Genomic DNA, 19,140 nt, shown 5'->3' with positions numbered 1-19,140 from the left:
CGGTTTTTGCAGACACCTTAAGGAGCAGTCATGACGAAATTGTTGCAGTTTGAAGGCCGGCGCTGTGCGCCTGCCCGCTACACTGGCGTGCCGAGCAACACGTTGCTGGGCGAGAACTGCACCTGGATCGGTTGGCCGTCGGCGGCGTTCAATCCCTTGAGCGCGGCCGGCTGCGCCAGGGCGCACAAAACCTGGCCATTGGGCAGGGCGATACGCACTTCGCTGGGGCCGTCATCGGCGTCGAAAACCGTGTCGATGACACCGCTCAGGCAATTGTGTCCAGGTGTTGCAGCTTGCTCGATGGCGAGTAACTCCAGCCAACCGGCCTTGATCAGGGCCACCACTTCTGTGCCGATCTCAAGTTCCAGCCGCTGCGTGCTGTCGTGGGTGATCTGCGCCTTCAGGCTCAGGCCACCGGACAATTGCAGACGGATCAAGTCATTGCGGCCGTGGCTCTCAATGCTGCTGACCTGACCATGCAGCTGGTTGCGCGCGCTGGTGCGCAGCATCAAGCGGCCCAGCAGGTTGAAGTCGCTGGCATCTTCGGCCGAACCGAGTACCTGCGCTTGCAGCACTTGCAGGCGCTGATAGAGGCGCAACACGCGCTCACCTTCGACCGTCAGCCTGGCGCCGCCGCCGCCCTTGCCGCCGACGCTGCGTTCAACCAGCGGTTTTTGCGCCAGGTTATTCAGTTCATCGATGGCGTCCCAGGCCGCCTTGTAACTCAAGCCAGCGCTTTTGGCCGCGCGGGTGATCGACCCCTGCTCGGCGATATGCGCCAGCAGGGCGATGCGCTGGGGACGGCGGAGGATGTGTTGGCTGAGGGAGGTCGGCAGAGACATGTGCGCACGCTTGGATAAGGTCAGCCGACGTTGCAGGCGTGGCGCACGGGAGTCAAGTCATGCACCGGGTTTTGGCGTGCGTGCCAGGCAATAGACGTCGACCTGGCGCGCACCGGCTTCCAGCAACAGCCGGGCCACACTGTGGGCGGTGGCGCCGGTGGTGAGTACGTCGTCCACCAGCGCGAAGTGGCGGCCTTGCACGTGGGCGCCGGGCGCCAGTGAAAACGCCGTGAGCAGGTTGCGTTTGCGGGTCTTGGCGTCCAGGGCTTGTTGCGCGACGGTTTCATGGGGGCGTAACAACACCTGTTCATTGTGTGGGAGGTCGAGGTCTTCGCTGAGCCAGCGGGCCAGCATCAAGGCCTGATTAAAACCCCGTTGCCGCAGGCGTTTGCGCGCCATGGGCACCGCCAGCAGGCAGTCGGGCCGGGTGAGTTCAGCATTGTCGAAGCGGTGTTGCAGGTGTTGTCCCAATAAACCCGCGAGCAGATGGCCGAGCGGCCAGCGCGACTGGTGTTTGAAGCGGCTGATAAGGGTGTCGACCGGGAAGCTGTAGGTCCAGGGCGCAATCACTCGTTTAAAGGCCGGTGGTTGCTTCTGACATTGGCCGCAGACCAATCCATCCATCGGCAGCGGCAGCGCACAGATGTCGCAGGCGTCCATTAGCCACGGCAGCTCGATTTCGCAGACGTTGCACACGCAATGGCTCGATTCCGTGGCTTCATCGCAGATTAAACACGTCTGGTTGTTTTTTAACCAGATGTAAACCTTGTGTTTGTGTTCGGGTTGACAGTGCATGAATCTTCCTTAAATATGCCGAGCATCCGTGTCGTGCCTGTGGGTATTGCCCTTCCCACAGCGAAAGCCCAAGCATAATCAAGGAATCGCCCATGAGCGCCAGCACCACTGCCACCCTGCGTCACGATTGGTCCTTAGCCGAAGTCAAAGCGCTGTTTGTACAGCCCTTCAATGACCTGTTGTTCCAGGCGCAGACCGTGCACCGCGCGCATTTCGACGCCAACCGGGTGCAGGTGTCGACCTTGCTGTCGATCAAAACCGGTGCCTGCCCGGAAGATTGCAAATATTGTCCGCAGTCGGGCCACTACAACACTGGCCTGGAAAAAGAAAAGCTGATGGAGGTGCAGAAGGTCCTCGAAGAGGCCGCTCGCGCCAAGGCCATCGGTTCGACCCGCTTCTGCATGGGCGCCGCCTGGAAACACCCATCGGCCAAAGACATGCCGTACGTGCTGGAAATGGTCAAAGGCGTGAAGGCCATGGGCCTGGAAACCTGCATGACCCTCGGGCGTCTCGACCAGGACCAGACGCAAGCCCTGGCGCAGGCCGGCCTCGACTACTACAACCACAACCTCGACACCTCGCCCGAGTTCTACGGCAGCATCATCACCACCCGCACCTACGGCGAGCGTTTGCAAACCCTGGCTTATGTGCGCGATTCCGGGATGAAGATCTGTTCGGGCGGCATCCTCGGCATGGGCGAGTCCCTCGACGACCGCGCCAACCTGCTGATCCAGTTGGCCAACCTGCCGGAGCATCCGGAGTCGGTGCCGATCAACATGCTGGTGAAGGTGGCCGGTACGCCGCTGGAAAACGCTGAAGACATCGACCCGTTCGATTTCATCCGCATGTTGGCCGTGGCGCGCATCCTGATGCCGCAATCCCATGTGCGCCTGTCGGCCGGTCGTGAGGCGATGAACGAGCAAATGCAGGCCCTGGCGTTTTTTGCCGGTGCCAATTCGATCTTCTACGGCGACAAATTGCTGACCACCGCCAACCCTCAGGCAGACAAGGACATGCAACTGTTCGGGCGCCTGGGCATCCTGCCGGAAGCCCGCGAAGAGCATGCCGATGAAGTGCATCAGGCGGCGATTGAGCAGGCGCTGGTGGAGCAAAAGAGCAGCGAGCAGTTTTATAACGCTGTTGTTTGATTGAAATGCACTCCAAATGTGGGAGCGGGCTTGCTCGCGAAGGCGATCGGTCAGTTGATAGATGCAGTGACTGATACACCGCCTTCGCGAGCAACCTCGCTCCCACATTTTTGACCGAGTTCCACCTGATCTGCCGAGGCCTGCATGTCTTTTGATCTCGCCGCGCGTCTCGCTGCCCGCCGTGCCGAACACCTTTACCGTCAACGCCCCTTGCTGGACAGCCCGCAAGGTCCGCAAGTGGTGGTGGACGGCCAACCGCTGTTGGCGTTCTGCAATAACGATTACCTGGGCCTGGCCAATCACCCGCAAGTGATCGAAGCCTGGCGCGTCGGTGCGTCCCGTTGGGGCGTGGGCGGTGGCGCTTCGCACTTGGTGGTCGGCCATGCCACGCCGCACCACGAACTGGAAGAAGCCCTGGCCGACCTGACGGGGCGCCCGCGTGCGCTGCTGTTTACCACCGGCTATATGGCCAACCTCGGCGCGGTCACCGCGCTGGTAGGGCAGGGCGATACGGTCCTAGAAGACCGGCTCAACCACGCGTCGCTGCTGGACGCAGGCTTGTTGTCGGGGGCGCGATTCAACCGCTATCTGCATAACGACGCCGACAGTCTGGCCAAACGGCTGGAGAAGGCGACCGGTAATACCCTGGTGGTCACCGATGGGGTGTTCAGCATGGACGGCGACCTGGCCGACCTGCCCGCGCTGGCCCGCGAAACCCGCGCGAAAGGCGCCTGGTTAATGGTGGACGACGCCCATGGCTTTGGCCCGTTGGGCGCCAAGGGTGGCGGGATCGTCGAGCACTTCGGCCTGAGCCAGGAGGACGTGCCGGTGCTGGTCGGCACTCTGGGCAAAGCATTTGGCACCGCCGGGGCGTTTGTGGCGGGCAGCGATGAGCTGATCGAGAGCCTGATCCAGTTCGCCCGGCCGTATATCTACACCACCAGCCAGCCGCCGGCATTGGCCTGTGCAACCTTGAAGAGCCTCGAGCTGCTGCGCACCGAACAGTGGCGACGCGAGCACCTCAATAACCTGATCCGCCAGTTCCGTCGGGGGGCCGAGCAGATTGGCCTGGCATTGATGGACAGCTTTACGCCGATCCAGCCGATCATGATCGGCGACAGCGCCAAGGCCATGCGCCTGTCACAGATGCTGCGCGAGCGCGGCCTGATGGTGACCGCTATCCGCCCGCCTACCGTGCCCGCCGGCAGTGCCCGACTGCGCGTGACATTGACGGCGGCCCACAGCGAGGCGCAGGTGCAACTATTGTTAAGCGGGTTGGAAGAGTGTTTCCGGTTGTTAAGTATCACGGAGCCCGACCATGCGTGATCGACTGATATTGCTGCCTGGCTGGGGCCTCGGCGTTTCCCCGCTGGAGCCTTTGGCCGCCGCGTTGCGCGGCCTCGACGAACACCTGCACGTGCACATTGAGCCCTTGCCGACGCTGGCCTCGAGTGATCTGGATGAATGGCTCGACGAACTCGACGCCACGCTGCCGGACAACGCCTGGCTGGGCGGCTGGTCACTGGGCGGCATGCTCGCCTCCGAGTTGGCGGCGCGACGTGGCGAGCGTTGCTGCGGCCTGCTGACGTTGGCGAGCAACCCGAGTTTTGTCGCACAGGCGCGCTGGCCCAACGCGATGCCCGCCGAAACGTTCGATGCGTTTCTTGCCGGTTGCCACGCTGATTCCCAGGTCACCCTCAAACGCTTCGGCCTGCTGTGCGCCAAGGGCGCCGAAGACCCGCGCGGGCTTTCGCGCTTGTTGGTCAGCGGGGCACCGAATACGCCTTCCAATGCGCTGATGCCGGGCCTGGAACTGCTCGCGCAACTGGATACCCGCGCGGCCTTGCAAGCCTACCGCGGCCCGCAACTGCACCTGTTTGGCGGCTTGGACGGCCTGGTGCCCGCCGAAGCCGCGAGCGACCTGCTGGCCCTGCTGCCTGATGTTGAAATCGGCCTGATTGAACAGGCCGGCCACGCTTTTCTTCTGGAGGACCCTCACGGTGTAGCGGGGGCCATCCAGGCTTTTTTGCATGAGTGCGTTGATGACTGATTTATCCCACCCCCCACTGCCGGGTGCCTTGCCGGACAAGCGCCAGGTGGCGGCGTCGTTTTCCCGTGCGGCGGCCAGTTATGACAGCGTGGCCGAGTTGCAGCGCGCAGTGGGGGCTGAACTGCTGGCTCGCTTGCCGCCGGGCAGCGCGCCGCAACGCTGGCTGGACCTGGGCTGCGGCACGGGATTTTTCAGCCGCGTATTGGCCGAACGGTTACCGGCCAGCCAGGGCGTGGCATTGGATATTGCCGAGGGCATGCTCAACCACGCGCGGCCATTGGGCGGTGCCGAGCATTTCATCGCCGGGGATGCCGAGCGCCTGCCTTTGCAGGCCGACAGTTGCGGGCTGATCTTTTCCAGCCTGGCGGTGCAATGGTGTGCGAATTTCGACGCTGTGCTCAGCGAGGCCCACCGCGTGCTGCATCCCGGTGGCGTGCTGGCGTTCGCGAGCCTGTGCGTGGGCACCCTGGATGAATTGCGCGAAAGTTGGCGGGCGGCGGATGGGTGGGTGCACGTCAACCGTTTCCGCACCTTCGAGGCTTATCAACAGCTGTGCGCCGCCAGTGGCTTGCGGGTGGTGAGCCTGGAGCGCCGGCCCCATGTGCTGCACTACCCGGATGTGCGCAGCCTCACCCACGAACTCAAAGCGTTGGGCGCACATAACCTCAACCCGGGTCGCCCGGGAGGGTTGACGGGACGCGCGCGGATTGTTGCACTGGTGGACGCTTACGAGCAGTTCCGTCAGGCCCGGGGCCTGCCTGCCACGTATCAAGTGGTGTATGCCGTACTGGAGAAACCTCTATGAGCGCCGCTTACTTCATCACGGGCACCGACACTGATGTCGGCAAGACCACCATCGCCGCCGGCCTGCTGCATGCCGCTCGGCTCGCGGGCAAAAGTACCGCGGCCGGAAAACCGGTGGCCTCCGGCTGTCAGGTGACGCCCAAAGGTCTGCGCAATGCCGACGCGTTGGCGCTGCTGGCTGAATGTTCGTTGCCACTGAGTTATGCCGAAGTCAACCCGGTGGCATTAGAGCCGGCCATCGCGCCTCACCTGGCGGCGCGCGAAGCGGGCGTTGCACTGACGGTGCAATCGCTCTTGAAGCCGATGCAGCAAATACTCGCCCGGCAGGCAGATTTCACCCTGATTGAAGGCGCGGGCGGCTGGCGTGTGCCGCTGGCCGATCAGGACAACCTGTCGGACCTGGCCATGGCGCTCAAGCTACCGGTGATCCTGGTGGTGGGCGTGCGCCTTGGCTGTATCAGTCATGCCCTGCTCACCGCTGAAGCCATCGCGCGCGACGGTTTGCCGTTGGCTGGCTGGGTGGCGAATATCATCGACCCGAAGACCTCTCGTCTGGAAGAGAACCTCGCCACCCTGGCGGAACGCTTGCCTGCGCCATGCCTGGGGCGAGTGCCGAAACTCAAGCACGCCAGCGCCGAAGCCGTGGCTGAGTGCCTGGAATTGGACCTGCTTGACTGATTTTGGCTATCGCTAAGGCATTATGCCATTAGTGTTTTTGACGAGCGTTTTGCCAGGATCTCTGCTTCAATTCAGGTTCACGATTCTCTAAAGGCAGGCTTACGCCATGGAAATCTCTGGAAGCAGCGCGTTTTATTCGGGGCTGAGCACTATTCAGGCCGGGCAGAACCGCGTCGATCAGGCCGCCGGCAACATTGCCAGCGCCGCGACGACCCAGCCCTCCGACGCCCAAAGCGACCGTTTGCAAGCCAACGATCGCGCCCAGCCGTCCAACTCGGCGAGCAATATGGTCGAAATGGCCCAGGGCAAGTTTCAAGTGGAGCTGGGCGCCAAAGTCGCCAAGGCTTCGAATGAAATGCTAGGCACCTTGATCGACACCTACGCTTAAACGCCTCATAACCCGGCTCTCGCTGTCTGCGGGAGCTGGCGTGTGTGGGCGCTGGCTCCCACATTGTCCTGCGACATCTCGCTGAACTTCTAAACTCCTTTTAAACGTGGCACTGCGCCGCAGGCCTTGCCGTGCGTGGCATTGATGCGCGTCATGACAAACGGCTTCGGTGCGATGCTTGACAACCCCAGGTCGTAAACGTATGTTTCAAACACCTGTTTGACCGCCATAACAAATCCACGCGGTTGTTCATCCCAGATACATCAGCAGAGGTTTATCGCTATGCCTGACTACAAGGCCCCCTTGCGTGATATTCGCTTCGTTCGTGACGAACTGCTCGGCTATGAAGCGCACTATCAGAGCCTGCCGGCTTGCCAGGACGCTACCCCGGACATGGTTGACGCCATTCTCGAGGAAGGCGCCAAGTTCTGTGAGCAAGTGCTGGCACCGTTGAACCGCGTGGGTGACATCGAAGGGTGCACCTGGAGCGAGTCAGGCGTTAAGACCCCTGCTGGTTTTAAAGAAGCCTACAAGCAGTTCGTCGAAGGCGGCTGGCCAAGCCTGGCCCACGACGTTGAGCACGGTGGCCAAGGCCTGCCGGAATCCCTGGGCCTGGCTGTCAGCGAAATGGTCGGTGAAGCCAACTGGTCGTGGGGCATGTACCCGGGCCTGTCCCACGGTGCGATGAACACCATCTCCGAGCACGGCACCCCGGAACAGCAGAACGCTTACCTGACCAAACTGGTCTCGGGTGAGTGGACCGGCACCATGTGCCTGACCGAACCTCACTGCGGCACCGACCTGGGCATGCTGCGCACCAAGGCCGAGCCTCAGGCGGACGGCTCCTACAAAGTCTCCGGCACCAAGATCTTCATCTCGGCCGGTGAACACGACATGGCCGACAACATCGTCCACATCGTGCTGGCTCGCCTGCCGGACGCACCGGCCGGCACCAAAGGTATCTCGCTGTTCATCGTGCCCAAGTTCCTGCCGAACGCAGATGGCTCGATCGGTGCGCGCAACGCGGTGACCTGTGGCTCCCTGGAGCACAAAATGGGCATCCACGGTAACGCCACCTGCGTGATGAACTTTGACGCGGCCACCGGTTTCCTGATCGGCCCGGCGAACAAAGGCCTGAACTGCATGTTCACCTTTATGAACACCGCTCGCCTGGGCACCGCACTGCAAGGCCTGGCCCACGCTGAAATCGGCTTCCAGGGCGGCCTGAAATACGCTCGCGATCGTCTGCAAATGCGCTCCCTGACTGGCCCGAAAGCGCCGGACAAAGCGGCTGACCCGATCATCGTGCACCCTGACGTGCGCCGCATGCTGCTGACCATGAAAGCCTTCGCCGAAGGCAACCGTGCGATGGTGTACTTCACCGCCAAGCAAGTGGACATCGTCAAGTACGGCACCGACGACGAAGCCAAAAAACAGGCCGACGGCCTGCTGGCATTCATGACGCCGATCGCCAAGGCATTCATGACCGAAGTCGGTTTTGAGTCCGCCAACCACGGCGTGCAGATCTACGGCGGCCACGGCTTTATCGCCGAGTGGGGCATGGAGCAGAACGTTCGCGACAGCCGCATTTCGATGCTGTACGAAGGCACCACCGGCATTCAGGCGCTGGACCTGCTCGGCCGTAAAGTGCTGATGACTCAAGGCGAAGCGCTCAAGGGCTTCACCAAGATCGTGCACAAGTTCTGCCAGGCCAACGAAGGTGTTGAAGCGGTCAAAGAGTTTGTGACACCGCTGGCTGCACTGAACAAGGAATGGGGCGAGTTGACCATGAAGGTCGGCATGGCCGCGATGAAAGACCGTGAAGAAGTCGGCGCCGCTTCGGTGGATTACCTGATGTACTCCGGCTACGCGTGCCTGGCTTACTTCTGGGCCGACATGGCGCGCCTGGCTGCCGAGAAACTGGCTGCCGGCACCACTGAAGAAGCGTTCTACACCGCCAAACTGCAGACTGCGCGCTTCTACTTCCAGCGCATTCTGCCGCGTACCCGCACCCACGTTGCAACCATGCTGTCGGGCGCCAGCAACCTGATGGACATGAAAGAAGAAGACTTCGGCCTGGCTTACTAAGCCTTACCGGGTCTTTCGAGAGCCGCCGCTTCCCTTGGGAGCGGCGGTTTTTTGTTGGCTGATAAAAAACACAGCCCCGCACTCAGGGATTGCTATTGGCTGCCGTTACAGTGATGGCAATGTGATACAGGTCACACTGAGTGTGCTTAACTGTGCGCAGTCAGGGCACTGTGCCATCTTTTTTGAGCGGGTCGGAGCTTTACCCTTGTTGCGCGTGTCGGCTGTACGTTTCAGTCATTTTCTTCCTTCATTACTGCTGTTACTGGCCGGGCTCTCGGCTGCGTACGTCAAAGATCTCAACGTCTTCTTCACCTCACTGTTCAACGTGTTGCCTACCCTTGTGCTGTTGCTCGGCGGTTCGTACTGCGCGGTGTATCGTCGCCAGCGTGAGCTGTTCCTGATGATCACGGTGTATGTGGTTTACTTCCTGTTGGACGCCCAGACCGATTACTACCGCGACAACGGCCGTGTCCGCGAAGACGCGGCGGTGGTCTTTCATCTGTGTTGCCTGTTGCTGCCGCTGCTGTTCAGCATCTATGCGCTGTGGCAGGAGAAAACCCACCTGTTCCGCGACTTCGTGGCCCGTTGCGCGGTGCTGCTTGCCATCAGCAGTGTGGCGCTGGCGCTGGAGCAAAGTTTCCCACAGGCCTTGCTGAACTGGCTGGCGGAGATTCGTTGGCCGGCGTTGCATGGCAGTTGGATGAGCCTGATCCAATTGTCGTACCCCATGTTCCTGATAGGTTTTGTCACCCTGGCAGCGCAGTACTGGTACCAGCCGCGGCCTCTGCACGCTGCGCAGTTGGTCGGTTTGCTGGGGCTGTTCTGGATGTTGCCGCAAACCTTCATCCTGCCGTTCACCCTGAACATCATGTGCAGCCAGGTCATGCTGATGATCGCGGCCGGTGTGGCGCATGAGGCCTATCAAATGGCCTTTCGTGATGAACTCACCGGCTTGCCGGGCCGCCGCGCACTTAACGAGCGGATGCAGCGCCTGGGGCGCAATTATGTGTTGGCGATGAGTGATGTCGATCACTTCAAACGGTTTAACGACACCCACGGGCATGACGTCGGCGATCAGGTATTGCGCCTGGTGGCCAGTAAGCTGTCCAAGGTCAATGGTGGCGGGCGGGCCTATCGATACGGCGGGGAAGAGTTTGCCGTGGTCTTTGCAGGCAAGACCCTCGATGAATGCATGCCGCACCTGGAGGAGATCCGCGAGATCATCGCCAGCTACGACATCAAGCTGCGCAACCCAGACCGTCCCCATGACGACCAACAGGGCCGTCAACGCCGTGCAGGCAGCGGCGCGTCAAGTGTGTCGGTGACGGTCAGCATCGGTGTGGCCGAGCGCCAGGCTGAACAGCGCAGCCCTGAGGAAGTGCTCAAGTCCGCCGACCAGGCGCTGTACGCCGCCAAGGGCGCCGGGCGTAACTGCGTGGTCGCGGCCGGGCAAACCCGGCGCGGCGCGGTACGCATGGAAAGCGCTGCCGGTTGAGTGATGGTGGTGTATTCAGCGGTTCTACAGTGATTGTTTGCGGTCGTGGCCGGCAGTAGGTTGAAACCATCTGCTGCCGGAGACATCGCCATGCCTGAGTACAAAGCTCCCCTGCGCGACATGCGCTTTCTGATCGACAACGTGTTTGATTTCCACGGCCATTACGCTGCCTTGGGCGCTACCGACGCCAGCCCGGACATGGTCAGTGCGATCCTTGAGGAAGGCGCCAAATTCTGCGAGAACGTGCTCGCCCCGCTCAATCGCAATGGTGATGAAGAGGGCTGCCATTTCGATAATGGCGTGGTCACCACGCCCAAGGGCTTCAAGCAAGCCTTTGCCCAGTACGTGGAAGGCGGCTGGCACGGCGTGGCGGCGGACCCGGCCTACGGCGGTCAGGGTTTGCCGCATTCATTGGGCCTGGTGCTGAGCGAAATGATCGGTTCCAGCAACACCTCGTGGGGCATGTACCCGGGGCTCACGCACGGCGCGATGTCGGCGATCCATGCCCACGGCACCGCAGAACAGAAAGCCACCTTCCTGAACAAACTCACCGCCGGTGAATGGACCGGCACCATGTGCCTGACCGAAGCCCACTGCGGCACCGACCTGGGGCTGATCAAGACCCGCGCCGTGCCTCAGGCGGATGGCAGTTACGCGGTCACCGGCAGCAAGATCTTCATCTCGGCCGGCGAGCATGACCTGAGCGCCAATATCATCCATCTGGTCCTGGCCAAGTTGCCGGATGCGCCGGCAGGCACCAAAGGCATCTCCTTGTTTATCGTGCCCAAGTTCCACGCGGATTCGGGCGAGCGCAACGCGGTGCACTGCGGCTCAATCGAGCACAAGATGGGCATCAAGGCTTCGGCGACGTGCGTGCTGAACTTCGACGGCGCCAAAGGCTTCCTGATCGGCGAGGCGAACAAAGGCCTCAACTGCATGTTCACGATGATGAACCACGCCCGCTTGGGCACGGGCATGCAGGGCCTGTGCAATGGCGAGACGAGTTTTCAGGGCGCGGTCAAGTACGCTAACGACCGCCTGCAAATGCGTTCGCTGACCGGCGCCAAAGCCCCGGACAAAGCCGCCGACCCGATCATCGTGCACGCCGATGTGCGCCGTATGTTGCTGACCATGAAAGCCTTCAATGAGGGCAACCGGGCGCTGACCTATTTCACTGCACAATTACTTGATACGGCGCACCTGAGCAGTGACGCCACGCAACGCCAGGAAGCTGAAGACCTGCTGGCGTTCCTCACGCCGATCTGCAAAGCCTTTATGACCGAAACCGGGCTGGAAGTGACCAACCACGGCATGCAGGTATTTGGCGGCCATGGCTACATTCGCGAATGGGGCATGGAGCAGTTGGTGCGCGATTGCCGGATTGCGCCGATCTATGAAGGCACCAACGGCATCCAGGCCCTCGACCTGCTGGGGCGCAAGGTGCTGGGTAGCCAGGGCAAGCTGCTGCGCGGGTTTACCAAGCTTGTGCATAAGTTCTGTGCGGCGAATGCCGAGCATCCGCAGCTCAAGGCCCATGTGGAGCAGCTTAATCAGCTGAATCAGCAGTGGGGCGAGTTGACCGTCAAGGTGGGGATGGCGGCGATGAAAAACCCGGATGAAGTGGGCGCAGCGGCGGTGGATTACTTGATGTACAGCGGCTACATCATCCTTGGTTACCTGTGGTTGCGTATGGCGATCACCGCCCAGGCACTCGACGACACCGAGTTTGCCAACGCCAAGCTGGCGACGTGCGACTTCTACTTCAAGCGTTTGCTGCCGCGCACAACGATGCACCAAGCGGCAGTGGAAGCGGGCAGTGACTGCCTGATGAGCTTGCCGGCTGAAGCGTTTGGCTTGTAGTGACTAAAAAATACCAATCAGTCACAAGTGGACCCTATGTGTCTGAAAAGTTGTTCGGGTACACTCGGAGTCTGTAAAACCGATCCTATCGAATCACTTTTCATGTTCTCACGAGGTTTGCCATGGCTGATTACAAAGCGCCGCTGCGTGATATGCGCTTCGTCCTCAACGAAGTGTTTGAGGTCGCTGATACTTGGGCCCAATTGCCGGCATTGGCAGACACCGTGGATGCCGAAACCGTTGAGGCGATCCTTGAGGAAGCGGGCAAGGTTACCGCTAAATCCATCGCGCCCCTGAGCCGCAACGGCGATGAGCAAGGCTGCCGCTGGGCCGACAGCGTGGTCAGCACGCCGGAGGGTTTCCCTGCAGCGTACAAAACCTACGCCGAAGGCGGTTGGGTGGGTGTTGGCGGCGATCCGGTGTTCGGCGGTATGGGCATGCCCAAAGCTGTCTCGGCCCAGGTTGAAGAGATGATTAACTCGTCGAGCCTGGCGTTTGGCCTGTACCCGATGCTGACGTCCGGCGCCTGCGTGTCGATCAACACCCATGCCAGCGAAGCGCTCAAGGCGACCTACCTGCCGAAGATGTACTCGGGTGAGTGGTCCGGTTCCATGTGCCTGACGGAAGCCCATGCCGGGACTGACCTGGGCATGATCCGCACCAAAGCTGAGCCTCAGGCGGACGGTTCCTACACGATCAGCGGCACCAAGATCTTTATCACCGGTGGCGAACACGACCTGACCGAAAACATTATCCACCTGGTGCTGGCCAAGCTGCCGGATGCGCCGGCGGGCCCCAAGGGCATCTCGCTGTTTCTGGTGCCGAAGTTCATGGTCAACGCCGACGGCAGCCTGGGCGCGCGTAACCCGGTCACCTGCGGCTCGATCGAACACAAAATGGGTATCCAGGCGTCTGCCACCTGCGTGATGAACTTCGACGCAGCGGTGGGTTACCTGGTGGGTGAGCCCAACCGTGGGTTGGCGGCGATGTTCACCATGATGAACTACGAGCGTTTGGGGGTGGGTATCCAAGGCTTGGCATCCGGCGAACGTTCCTACCAGAACGCGATTGAATATGCGCGCGACCGCCTGCAAAGCCGTTCGCCGACCGGCGCCAAGGCCAAGGATAAAGTGGCTGACCCGATCATCGTGCACCCCGACGTGCGCCGCATGCTGCTGACCATGAAGGCTTCGAACGAAGGCGGCCGTGCGTTCTCCACCTATGTGGCCACACAGTTGGACATCGCCAAGTTCAGCGAAGATGCCGCCGCCCGTGAGCGCGCCGACAACCTGGTGGCGTTGCTGACGCCAGTCGCCAAGGCCTTCCTCACCGACCTCGGGCTGGAAACCACTGTGCTCGGCCAGCAGGTGTTTGGCGGCCACGGCTACATTCGTGAGTGGGGCCAGGAGCAACTGGTGCGTGACGTGCGCATCACCCAGATCTACGAAGGCACCAACGGCATTCAGGCGCTGGACTTGATGGGGCGCAAGATCGTCGGCAGCGGCGGTGCGTTTTATAACGTGTTCGCCGACGAAATCCGCCAGTTCATCGCCTCGGCAGACGCCGAGCTGAGCGAATTCACCCGACCGCTCAGCGCGGCGGTGGATAACCTGGATGAGCTGACGGCCTGGGTGTTGGACCGCGCCAAGACCAACCCGAATGAAATCGGCGCGGCTTCGGTGGAGTACCTGCATGCCTTCGGCTATATGGCTTACGCCTACATGTGGGCGCGCATGGCCAAGGCGGCGTGGGGTAAGGAGTCTGAAGAAGACTTCTACGCCAGCAAGCTGGGCACCGCACGCTTCTACTTTGCCCGTCTGCTGCCACGTATTCATTCGCTGAGTGCGTCGGTTAAAGCGGGCAGTGAATCACTGTTTTTGCTGGATGAGGCACTGTTTTAAGGGCTTGGAGGGCGTGTAAGCATTCTCTTACATGACGTGCTGCTATTCGTCCTCTATCGCCAAATTGGATCCACGGATAATCTACTTCACATGGACGTCGCGCAGGAAGCGCAAAGCAACAACACGGACACGTAGGATTCTGCCAGGACGGCGGAGTGAAATGGATGTCAGGGAAACAGTCTGCAAAGCCCCGCTTCGGCGGGGTTTTCTTTTGCCCGCGAAAAAGTCAGGCCGGCGCCTGAGGGGCATTCATCACGTCCTCCAGCAGCGTGCGCAACAGCGCTACGGTCGCTTGCTGGCGCTGTACGTCGCGGCACACCAACCCCACTTTCAGCGGCACCCGCGGTTCACTCAAGGGTTTCCACAACAATGCTTTGCTGTTGTGTTCATCCTGGGAGCGCCCCGGCAATACGGTGGCAAGTTTGGTATGGGGCAGGCTGTCGAGAATCCCCACCATGGTATTCAATTCCGCTTGCACCTGCGGTCGTCGCCCAAGGTTGGATAGCTGGCCTTGCCAGATCTGCCGCACCTGGAACTCCTCCCCCAGCAACAACATCGGCAACTCGGCCGCCTGTTTCAGCGAGACTTTTTTGAACGCCCGTAGCGGATGGTCTTCGGGGATGACCACCTTCAACTCATCTTCATACAACAGCACGCCATGCAGCCCTGGCTGGCGCGGCGGCAAGTAGCTGATGCCGATGTCCAGCGAGCCGTTAAGCAACCGGCGTTCGATTTCCAGCCCGGTCAATTCGTAAATCTGCACCACCAAATGCGGCTGGGCCTTGCGCACGCGCTCCAGCATTTGCGGGACCAGGCTGGTGTGCACGGTTTGCAGTACGCCAATGGCCAAGGTGCGCATCGCCTGGCCCTTGAAGTTGCGCAGGGCTTCGACGGCGTGCTGCATGCCATCAATCAAAGGCAACGCATGGTTGTACAAGGTATGCGCCGCCAGCGTGGGTAAGAGGCGCTTGCTGCTGCGCTCGAACAGGCTCACATCCAGGTTCTGCTCCAGTTGGCGAATCTGTTGCGACAGCGCCGGTTGCGAGATCGAAAGTCGCTCCGCGGCACGGCCGACGTGGCCTTCCTCATACACCGCGACGAAATAACGCAGTTGCTTGAAATCCATAAGACTTACTTATCGAAAAAGCTGGAAAATCGAAATGGCCGCTGGCCCTTGAGACGCCTAGTCTAGCGCCTATTCGCAGGGCTTACAGGGCCGGATCGGGCAATGAACAACGTTTATCTTGATAGCGTTTACATAGGCAAGGCAAAAAACCTTCAGGCAGTGTTTGCACGTAACGCAGACCAACGTCGGGTTGCCATCGGGGGTGAGTTGTGAATCTGTTTCGTCGCCCTGCGCCGAGCCTGGATGATTTGATCCTGGACGCGCCGCATGAATTGCCCAGTGAATCCTTGATGCCGACGGTGGCCAGGCCTGCGCAGGTTTTCGTGCGTGGCCAGGGCTCCTGGCTCTGGGACAGCGACGACCGAGCCTACCTGGATTTCAGCCAGGGCAGCGCCGCCAACAGCCTCGGCCACAGCCCACGGGTATTGATCAACGCCCTGGCCGATCAGGCTCAGGCGCTGATCAACCCGGGCAGCGGCCTGCACAACCGCGCCCAACTGAACCTCGTCGACCGGCTGTGCCAGCACACCGGCAGCGATCAGGGTTACCTGCTCAACAGTGGCGCGGAAGCCTGTGAAGCTGCGATCAAGCTGGCACGCAAATGGGGGCAACTGCATCGCGGCGGCGCGTATCGCATCATCAGTGCGAGCACCGGTTGCCATGGCGGTAGTTTTGCGGCGATGGCGGCTTCGGCCAGCGCGGGTACGAGCCGATTTGAACCGCTGTTGCCGGGCTTCAGCCATGTGCCCTTTAACGATTTGCCCGCCCTGCATGCGGCGGTGGACGCGCAGACCGTCGCCATCATGCTGGAGCCGATCCAGGGCGAAGCCGGCGTAATCCCCGCCTCGGAACATTACCTCAAGGGTGTTGAACGCCTGTGCCGCGAGTTGGGCATCCTGCTGATCCTCGACGAAGTGCACACCGGTATCGGGCGTTGCGGCACCTTGCTTGCCGAACAGCAGTACGGCGTGCGCGCCGACATCGTCACCCTGGGCAAAGGCCTCGGCGGCGGCGTGCCGTTGGCAGCACTGCTGGCGCGTGGCAAGGCGTGTTGCTTCGAAGCGGGCGAGATGGCCGGCACCCATCACGGCAATGCGTTGATGGCCTCGGCCGGGGTGGCGGTACTCGAATCGGTGCTGGCGGACGGCTTTCTGCAACACGTCCGTGAATCCGGCCTGTACCTCGGCGAAGGCCTCGCCCGGTTGGCCTATCGATACGACCACGGCCAATTACGCGGCCATGGCCTGATGTGGGGCCTGACGTTATCGGACGATTGCGCTGATGCCGTGGTAAAAGCCGCTTTGCACGAAGGCCTGATCCTTAATGCCCCGCAACCTGACTGCCTGCGCTTTACTCCGGCGCTCACGGTCAGCAAAAACCACATCGACGAAATGCTCCTGCGCCTGGCCCGTGCCTTCGCGCGCGTGCGCACCGCGCAACTGCAATGCCGCAAGGGCATCGCCGTTTAACCCTCCTTCCAGAACCGTCTCGCGGCATACGCGGCGCCTCCAGCCTGATTCTTTTGGCTGGGGGCGTTTTTTTGTCTGCTCACTGTGGGATGGCCCAATGCCAGATTCCACTGAACCCTCACGAACGGCCAAGGTCGATTAGCTACACGGCTCACACGAGCCGACTTTTTGGAGCTGACCCATGGACATCATTCGCATCATCATCGCCATTCTGCTGCCGCCACTGGGTGTGTTCCTGCAAGTGGGTTTCGCCGGCGCGTTCTGGTTGAACATCCTGCTGACCCTGTGCGGTTATTTCCCGGGCATCATTCACGCGGTGTACATCATCGCCAAACGCTGAAGCCGTCAGCCTTTTGCGATGAGCCGTGAGTTGCGCTCATTGCGAAAGGCCAGTTGCTCAATGGTCTGGGTGGCGTGTTCGGCCTCTTCCCGCGCTTGCAGGATGATGCCGTGCTGCTCGGACTTGCTGCACACCGGGTCGGCATTGCTCGCGTCGCCCGTGAGCATGAAGGCCTGGCAACGGCAGCCGCCAAAGTCCTTTTCTTTTTCATCGCATGAGCGGCAAGGCTCGGGCATCCAGTCGTAGCCGCGAAAGCGGTTGAAGCCAAACGAGTCGTACCAGATGTGCTGCATGCTGTGGTCACGCACATTGGGAAATTGCACCGGCATCTGTCGGGCACCGTGGCAGGGCAGGGCAGTGCCGTCCGGCGTTACCGTCAGAAAAATACTCCCCCAGCCATTCATGCAGGCTTTTGGGCGTTCCTCGTAATAATCGGGTGTGACGAAAATCAGCTTGCATGGATGGCCTTCGGCTTCCAGCTTGGCGCGGTACTCGTTGGTGATGCGTTCGGCGCGCACCAGCTGTTCTTTGGTCGGCAGCAACCCCACACGATTGAGCTGCGCCCAGCCATAGAACTGGCAGGTGGCGAGTTCGACGAAGTCTGCTTCCAGTGCGATGCACAGCTCGATGATGCGGTCGATTTTATCGATATTGTGCCGATGGGTGACGAAGTTCAGCACCATCGGATAGCCATGCGCTTTCACCGCACGGGCCATTTCGAGTTTTTGCGCGAAAGCTTTTTTCGAGCCTGCGAGCAAGTTGTTCACCTGTTCATCACTGGCTTGGAAGCTGATCTGGATATGGTCCAGGCCGGCTTTCTTGAAGTCACTGATCTTCTGTTCAGTGAGGCCAATCCCGGAGGTGATGAGGTTGGTGTAGAAGCCCAGCTTGCGCGCCTCGGCGATCAGCTCGGCAAGGTCCTGGCGCACCAGCGGTTCACCGCCGGAAAAGCCCAATTGCGCAGCACCCATCTCCCGGGCTTCGCGAAATACCTTGATCCACTGCTCAGTGCTCAGCTCCTTGCCTTGCTCGGCAAAATCCAGTGGATTGGAGCAATACGGGCACTGTAGCGGGCAGCGGTAGGTCAGCTCGGCGAGCAGCCACAGCGGCAGGCCAACGGGCGGTTTTTCAGGCAAGGGTAATCCAGTGCTCAGCACGGGCGACCTCCATGAAATCCTCGATGTCTTTACCGAGCTCAGGCACGCCAGGGAATTGTTTATCCAGTTCGGCGATGATGGCCGCTACGTCGCGCTCGCCGTCGATCAAGCCACCGATCAACGCGGCGCTGTCGTTGAGCTTGATCATGCCTTCGGGGTAGAGCAACACGTGGCCTTTTTGCGCTGGCTCGTACTGGTAGCGGTAGCCCTGGCGCCACGTCGGTGTTTTGCTGCGATCAAAGCTCATAGGGTGATCCCTTTATGCCAGACCCGCTGCTCGGTCACGCTGTGATAGGGCGGGCGGTTCAGTTCATAGGCCATGCTCATGGCATCCAGCATGCTCCACAGTATGTCCAGTTTGAACTGGAGAATTTCCAGCATGCGCTCCTGGCCTTCGCGGGTGGTGTAGTGCTGCAAGGTGATCGCCAAACCGTGCTCCACGTCGCGACGGGCCTGGCCCAGGCGGGTGCGGAAATACTCATAACCGGCAGGGTCGATCCAGGGGTAGTGCTGCGGCCAGCTGTCGAGGCGCGACTGGTGGATCTGCGGCGCGAACAGTTCGGTCAGCGAGCTGCTGGCGGCTTCTTGCCAGCTGGCGCGGCGGGCGAAGTTGACGTAAGCGTCCACGGCAAACCGCACGCCGGGCAGCACCAGCTCCTGGGAGCGCAGCTGGTCCGGGTCGAGGCCGACCGCCTGACCCAAACGCAGCCAGGCTTCGATGCCGCCATCCTCACCGGGGGCACCGTCGTGGTCGAGCAGGCGCTGGATCCACTCGCGGCGGATTTCGCGGTCCGGGCAATTGGCCAGGATGGCGGCATCCTTCAAGGGGATGTTCACCTGATAGTAAAAACGGTTGGCAACCCAGCCCTGGATCTGCTCGCGGGTGGCGCGGCCTTCATACATCGCCACGTGGTATGGGTGATGGATATGGTAGAAGGCGCCTTTGGCCCGTAAGGCGTGCTCGAACTCGGCGGGCGTCAGTGGTGTGTCAGTCATTTC

General features: G+C 61.1%; 18 protein-coding genes. 12 read left to right on the top strand and 6 right to left on the bottom strand.

Going from position 1 to position 19,140, the window contains the following annotated elements; genetic code table 11:
* Positions 1–77: 77 nt before the first annotated feature.
* Both CPH89_RS07460 and CPH89_RS07455 read right to left on the bottom strand, forming a co-directional pair.
* Positions 78–842, bottom strand: coding sequence for a TOBE domain-containing protein (locus CPH89_RS07460; RefSeq protein WP_053258349.1), 765 nt, complete (start codon positions 840–842; stop codon positions 78–80).
* A 57-nt stretch (positions 843–899) separates the two neighbouring features.
* Entirely contained in the window at positions 900–1,637 is a 738-nt protein-coding gene (locus tag CPH89_RS07455) for a ComFC family protein (protein ID WP_053258348.1), read from the bottom strand.
* A gap of 92 nt (positions 1,638–1,729) precedes the next feature.
* Between CPH89_RS07455 and bioB the strand changes: the two genes are divergently transcribed.
* From bioB to CPH89_RS07405, 10 genes are all read left to right on the top strand, one after another.
* Positions 1,730–2,785, top strand: a complete 1,056-nt coding sequence (gene bioB / locus CPH89_RS07450) for a biotin synthase BioB (RefSeq protein WP_053258347.1) — start codon at positions 1,730–1,732, stop codon at positions 2,783–2,785.
* A 144-nt stretch (positions 2,786–2,929) separates the two neighbouring features.
* Entirely contained in the window at positions 2,930–4,111 is a 1,182-nt protein-coding gene (bioF, locus tag CPH89_RS07445) for an 8-amino-7-oxononanoate synthase (RefSeq protein ID WP_053258346.1), read from the top strand.
* Positions 4,104–4,835, top strand: coding sequence for an alpha/beta fold hydrolase (locus CPH89_RS07440; RefSeq protein WP_053258345.1), 732 nt, complete (start codon positions 4,104–4,106; stop codon positions 4,833–4,835). The genes bioF and CPH89_RS07440 overlap by 8 nt, the downstream gene beginning before the upstream one ends.
* A complete protein-coding gene (gene bioC / locus CPH89_RS07435; RefSeq protein ID WP_053258344.1) occupies positions 4,828–5,640 on the top strand; it encodes a malonyl-ACP O-methyltransferase BioC in 813 nt (270 codons plus the stop codon). Before CPH89_RS07440 ends, bioC begins: the two co-directional genes overlap by 8 nt.
* Positions 5,637–6,317, top strand: coding sequence for a dethiobiotin synthase (gene bioD / locus CPH89_RS07430; protein ID WP_053258343.1), 681 nt, complete (start codon positions 5,637–5,639; stop codon positions 6,315–6,317). The genes bioC and bioD overlap by 4 nt, the downstream gene beginning before the upstream one ends.
* Before the next feature lie 106 nt (positions 6,318–6,423).
* Positions 6,424–6,705 carry a hypothetical protein gene (locus tag CPH89_RS07425; RefSeq protein WP_053258342.1) on the top strand — a complete coding sequence of 94 codons (282 nt, stop codon included), beginning with the start codon at positions 6,424–6,426 and terminating at the stop codon, positions 6,703–6,705.
* Positions 6,706–6,987: 282 nt separating this feature from the next.
* Complete coding sequence (locus CPH89_RS07420) at positions 6,988–8,793, top strand: phenylacyl-CoA dehydrogenase (RefSeq protein ID WP_053258341.1); 1,806 nt, start codon at positions 6,988–6,990, stop codon at positions 8,791–8,793.
* A 205-nt stretch (positions 8,794–8,998) separates the two neighbouring features.
* Entirely contained in the window at positions 8,999–10,288 is a 1,290-nt protein-coding gene (locus CPH89_RS07415) for a GGDEF domain-containing protein (protein WP_053258340.1), read from the top strand.
* Positions 10,289–10,378: 90 nt separating this feature from the next.
* Positions 10,379–12,148 carry an acyl-CoA dehydrogenase C-terminal domain-containing protein gene (locus CPH89_RS07410; RefSeq protein ID WP_053258339.1) on the top strand — a complete coding sequence of 590 codons (1,770 nt, stop codon included), beginning with the start codon at positions 10,379–10,381 and terminating at the stop codon, positions 12,146–12,148.
* Positions 12,149–12,270: 122 nt separating this feature from the next.
* Positions 12,271–14,049: an acyl-CoA dehydrogenase C-terminal domain-containing protein gene (locus CPH89_RS07405; protein WP_053258338.1), complete on the top strand. Its 1,779-nt coding sequence runs from the start codon at positions 12,271–12,273 to the stop codon at positions 14,047–14,049.
* A gap of 226 nt (positions 14,050–14,275) precedes the next feature.
* On the opposite strand, the gene CPH89_RS07400 is transcribed toward CPH89_RS07405, so the two are convergent.
* Positions 14,276–15,175: a LysR family transcriptional regulator gene (locus CPH89_RS07400; protein WP_053258337.1), complete on the bottom strand. Its 900-nt coding sequence runs from the start codon at positions 15,173–15,175 to the stop codon at positions 14,276–14,278.
* A gap of 209 nt (positions 15,176–15,384) precedes the next feature.
* Here CPH89_RS07400 and CPH89_RS07395 point away from each other — a divergent pair, with 209 nt between their 5' ends.
* Both CPH89_RS07395 and CPH89_RS07390 read left to right on the top strand, forming a co-directional pair.
* Entirely contained in the window at positions 15,385–16,644 is a 1,260-nt protein-coding gene (locus CPH89_RS07395; protein ID WP_053258336.1) for an aspartate aminotransferase family protein, read from the top strand.
* A gap of 181 nt (positions 16,645–16,825) precedes the next feature.
* A complete protein-coding gene (locus CPH89_RS07390) occupies positions 16,826–16,984 on the top strand; it encodes a YqaE/Pmp3 family membrane protein (RefSeq protein ID WP_010207008.1) in 159 nt (52 codons plus the stop codon).
* 5 nt (positions 16,985–16,989) lie between these two features.
* Here CPH89_RS07390 and pqqE read toward each other — a convergent pair whose 3' ends face one another.
* From pqqE to pqqC, 3 genes are read right to left on the bottom strand one after another with little or no spacing between them, the layout of a single operon-like run.
* Positions 16,990–18,120 (bottom strand): pyrroloquinoline quinone biosynthesis protein PqqE, encoded by a 1,131-nt coding sequence (gene pqqE, locus CPH89_RS07385; protein WP_053258335.1) that lies wholly within the window; start codon positions 18,118–18,120, stop codon positions 16,990–16,992.
* Entirely contained in the window at positions 18,113–18,388 is a 276-nt protein-coding gene (gene pqqD, locus CPH89_RS07380; RefSeq protein ID WP_038843051.1) for a pyrroloquinoline quinone biosynthesis peptide chaperone PqqD, read from the bottom strand. The genes pqqE and pqqD overlap by 8 nt, the downstream gene beginning before the upstream one ends.
* Positions 18,385–19,137, bottom strand: coding sequence for a pyrroloquinoline-quinone synthase PqqC (pqqC, locus tag CPH89_RS07375; RefSeq protein ID WP_053258334.1), 753 nt, complete (start codon positions 19,135–19,137; stop codon positions 18,385–18,387). Before pqqC ends, pqqD begins: the two co-directional genes overlap by 4 nt.
* Between the last annotated feature and the right edge of the window lie 3 nt (positions 19,138–19,140).

Origin of the sequence: Pseudomonas fluorescens, from assembly GCF_900215245.1 — a bacterium.
GTDB classification, from domain to species: Bacteria; Pseudomonadota; Gammaproteobacteria; order Pseudomonadales; family Pseudomonadaceae; genus Aquipseudomonas; species Aquipseudomonas fluorescens.
The sequence above is the reverse complement of the archived record's forward strand: the minus strand, read 5'-3'. Positions and strand labels throughout refer to the sequence as shown.

Bases quoted from the DNA above. Each gene is read 5' to 3' on its own strand.
- CPH89_RS07460 (WP_053258349.1), bottom strand. From the start codon at position 842: ATGTCTCTGCCGACCTCCCTCAGCCAACACATCCTCCGCCGTCCCCAG.
- CPH89_RS07455 (WP_053258348.1), bottom strand. From the start codon at position 1,637: ATGCACTGTCAACCCGAACACAAACACAAGGTTTACATCTGGTTAAAA.
- bioB (WP_053258347.1), top strand. From the start codon at position 1,730: ATGAGCGCCAGCACCACTGCCACCCTGCGTCACGATTGGTCCTTAGCC.
- bioF (WP_053258346.1), top strand. From the start codon at position 2,930: ATGTCTTTTGATCTCGCCGCGCGTCTCGCTGCCCGCCGTGCCGAACAC.
- CPH89_RS07440 (WP_053258345.1), top strand. From the start codon at position 4,104: ATGCGTGATCGACTGATATTGCTGCCTGGCTGGGGCCTCGGCGTTTCC.
- bioC (WP_053258344.1), top strand. From the start codon at position 4,828: ATGACTGATTTATCCCACCCCCCACTGCCGGGTGCCTTGCCGGACAAG.
- bioD (WP_053258343.1), top strand. From the start codon at position 5,637: ATGAGCGCCGCTTACTTCATCACGGGCACCGACACTGATGTCGGCAAG.
- CPH89_RS07425 (WP_053258342.1), top strand. From the start codon at position 6,424: ATGGAAATCTCTGGAAGCAGCGCGTTTTATTCGGGGCTGAGCACTATT.
- CPH89_RS07420 (WP_053258341.1), top strand. From the start codon at position 6,988: ATGCCTGACTACAAGGCCCCCTTGCGTGATATTCGCTTCGTTCGTGAC.
- CPH89_RS07410 (WP_053258339.1), top strand. From the start codon at position 10,379: ATGCCTGAGTACAAAGCTCCCCTGCGCGACATGCGCTTTCTGATCGAC.
- CPH89_RS07405 (WP_053258338.1), top strand. From the start codon at position 12,271: ATGGCTGATTACAAAGCGCCGCTGCGTGATATGCGCTTCGTCCTCAAC.
- CPH89_RS07400 (WP_053258337.1), bottom strand. From the start codon at position 15,175: ATGGATTTCAAGCAACTGCGTTATTTCGTCGCGGTGTATGAGGAAGGC.
- CPH89_RS07390 (WP_010207008.1), top strand. From the start codon at position 16,826: ATGGACATCATTCGCATCATCATCGCCATTCTGCTGCCGCCACTGGGT.
- pqqD (WP_038843051.1), bottom strand. From the start codon at position 18,388: ATGAGCTTTGATCGCAGCAAAACACCGACGTGGCGCCAGGGCTACCGC.
- pqqC (WP_053258334.1), bottom strand. From the start codon at position 19,137: ATGACTGACACACCACTGACGCCCGCCGAGTTCGAGCACGCCTTACGG.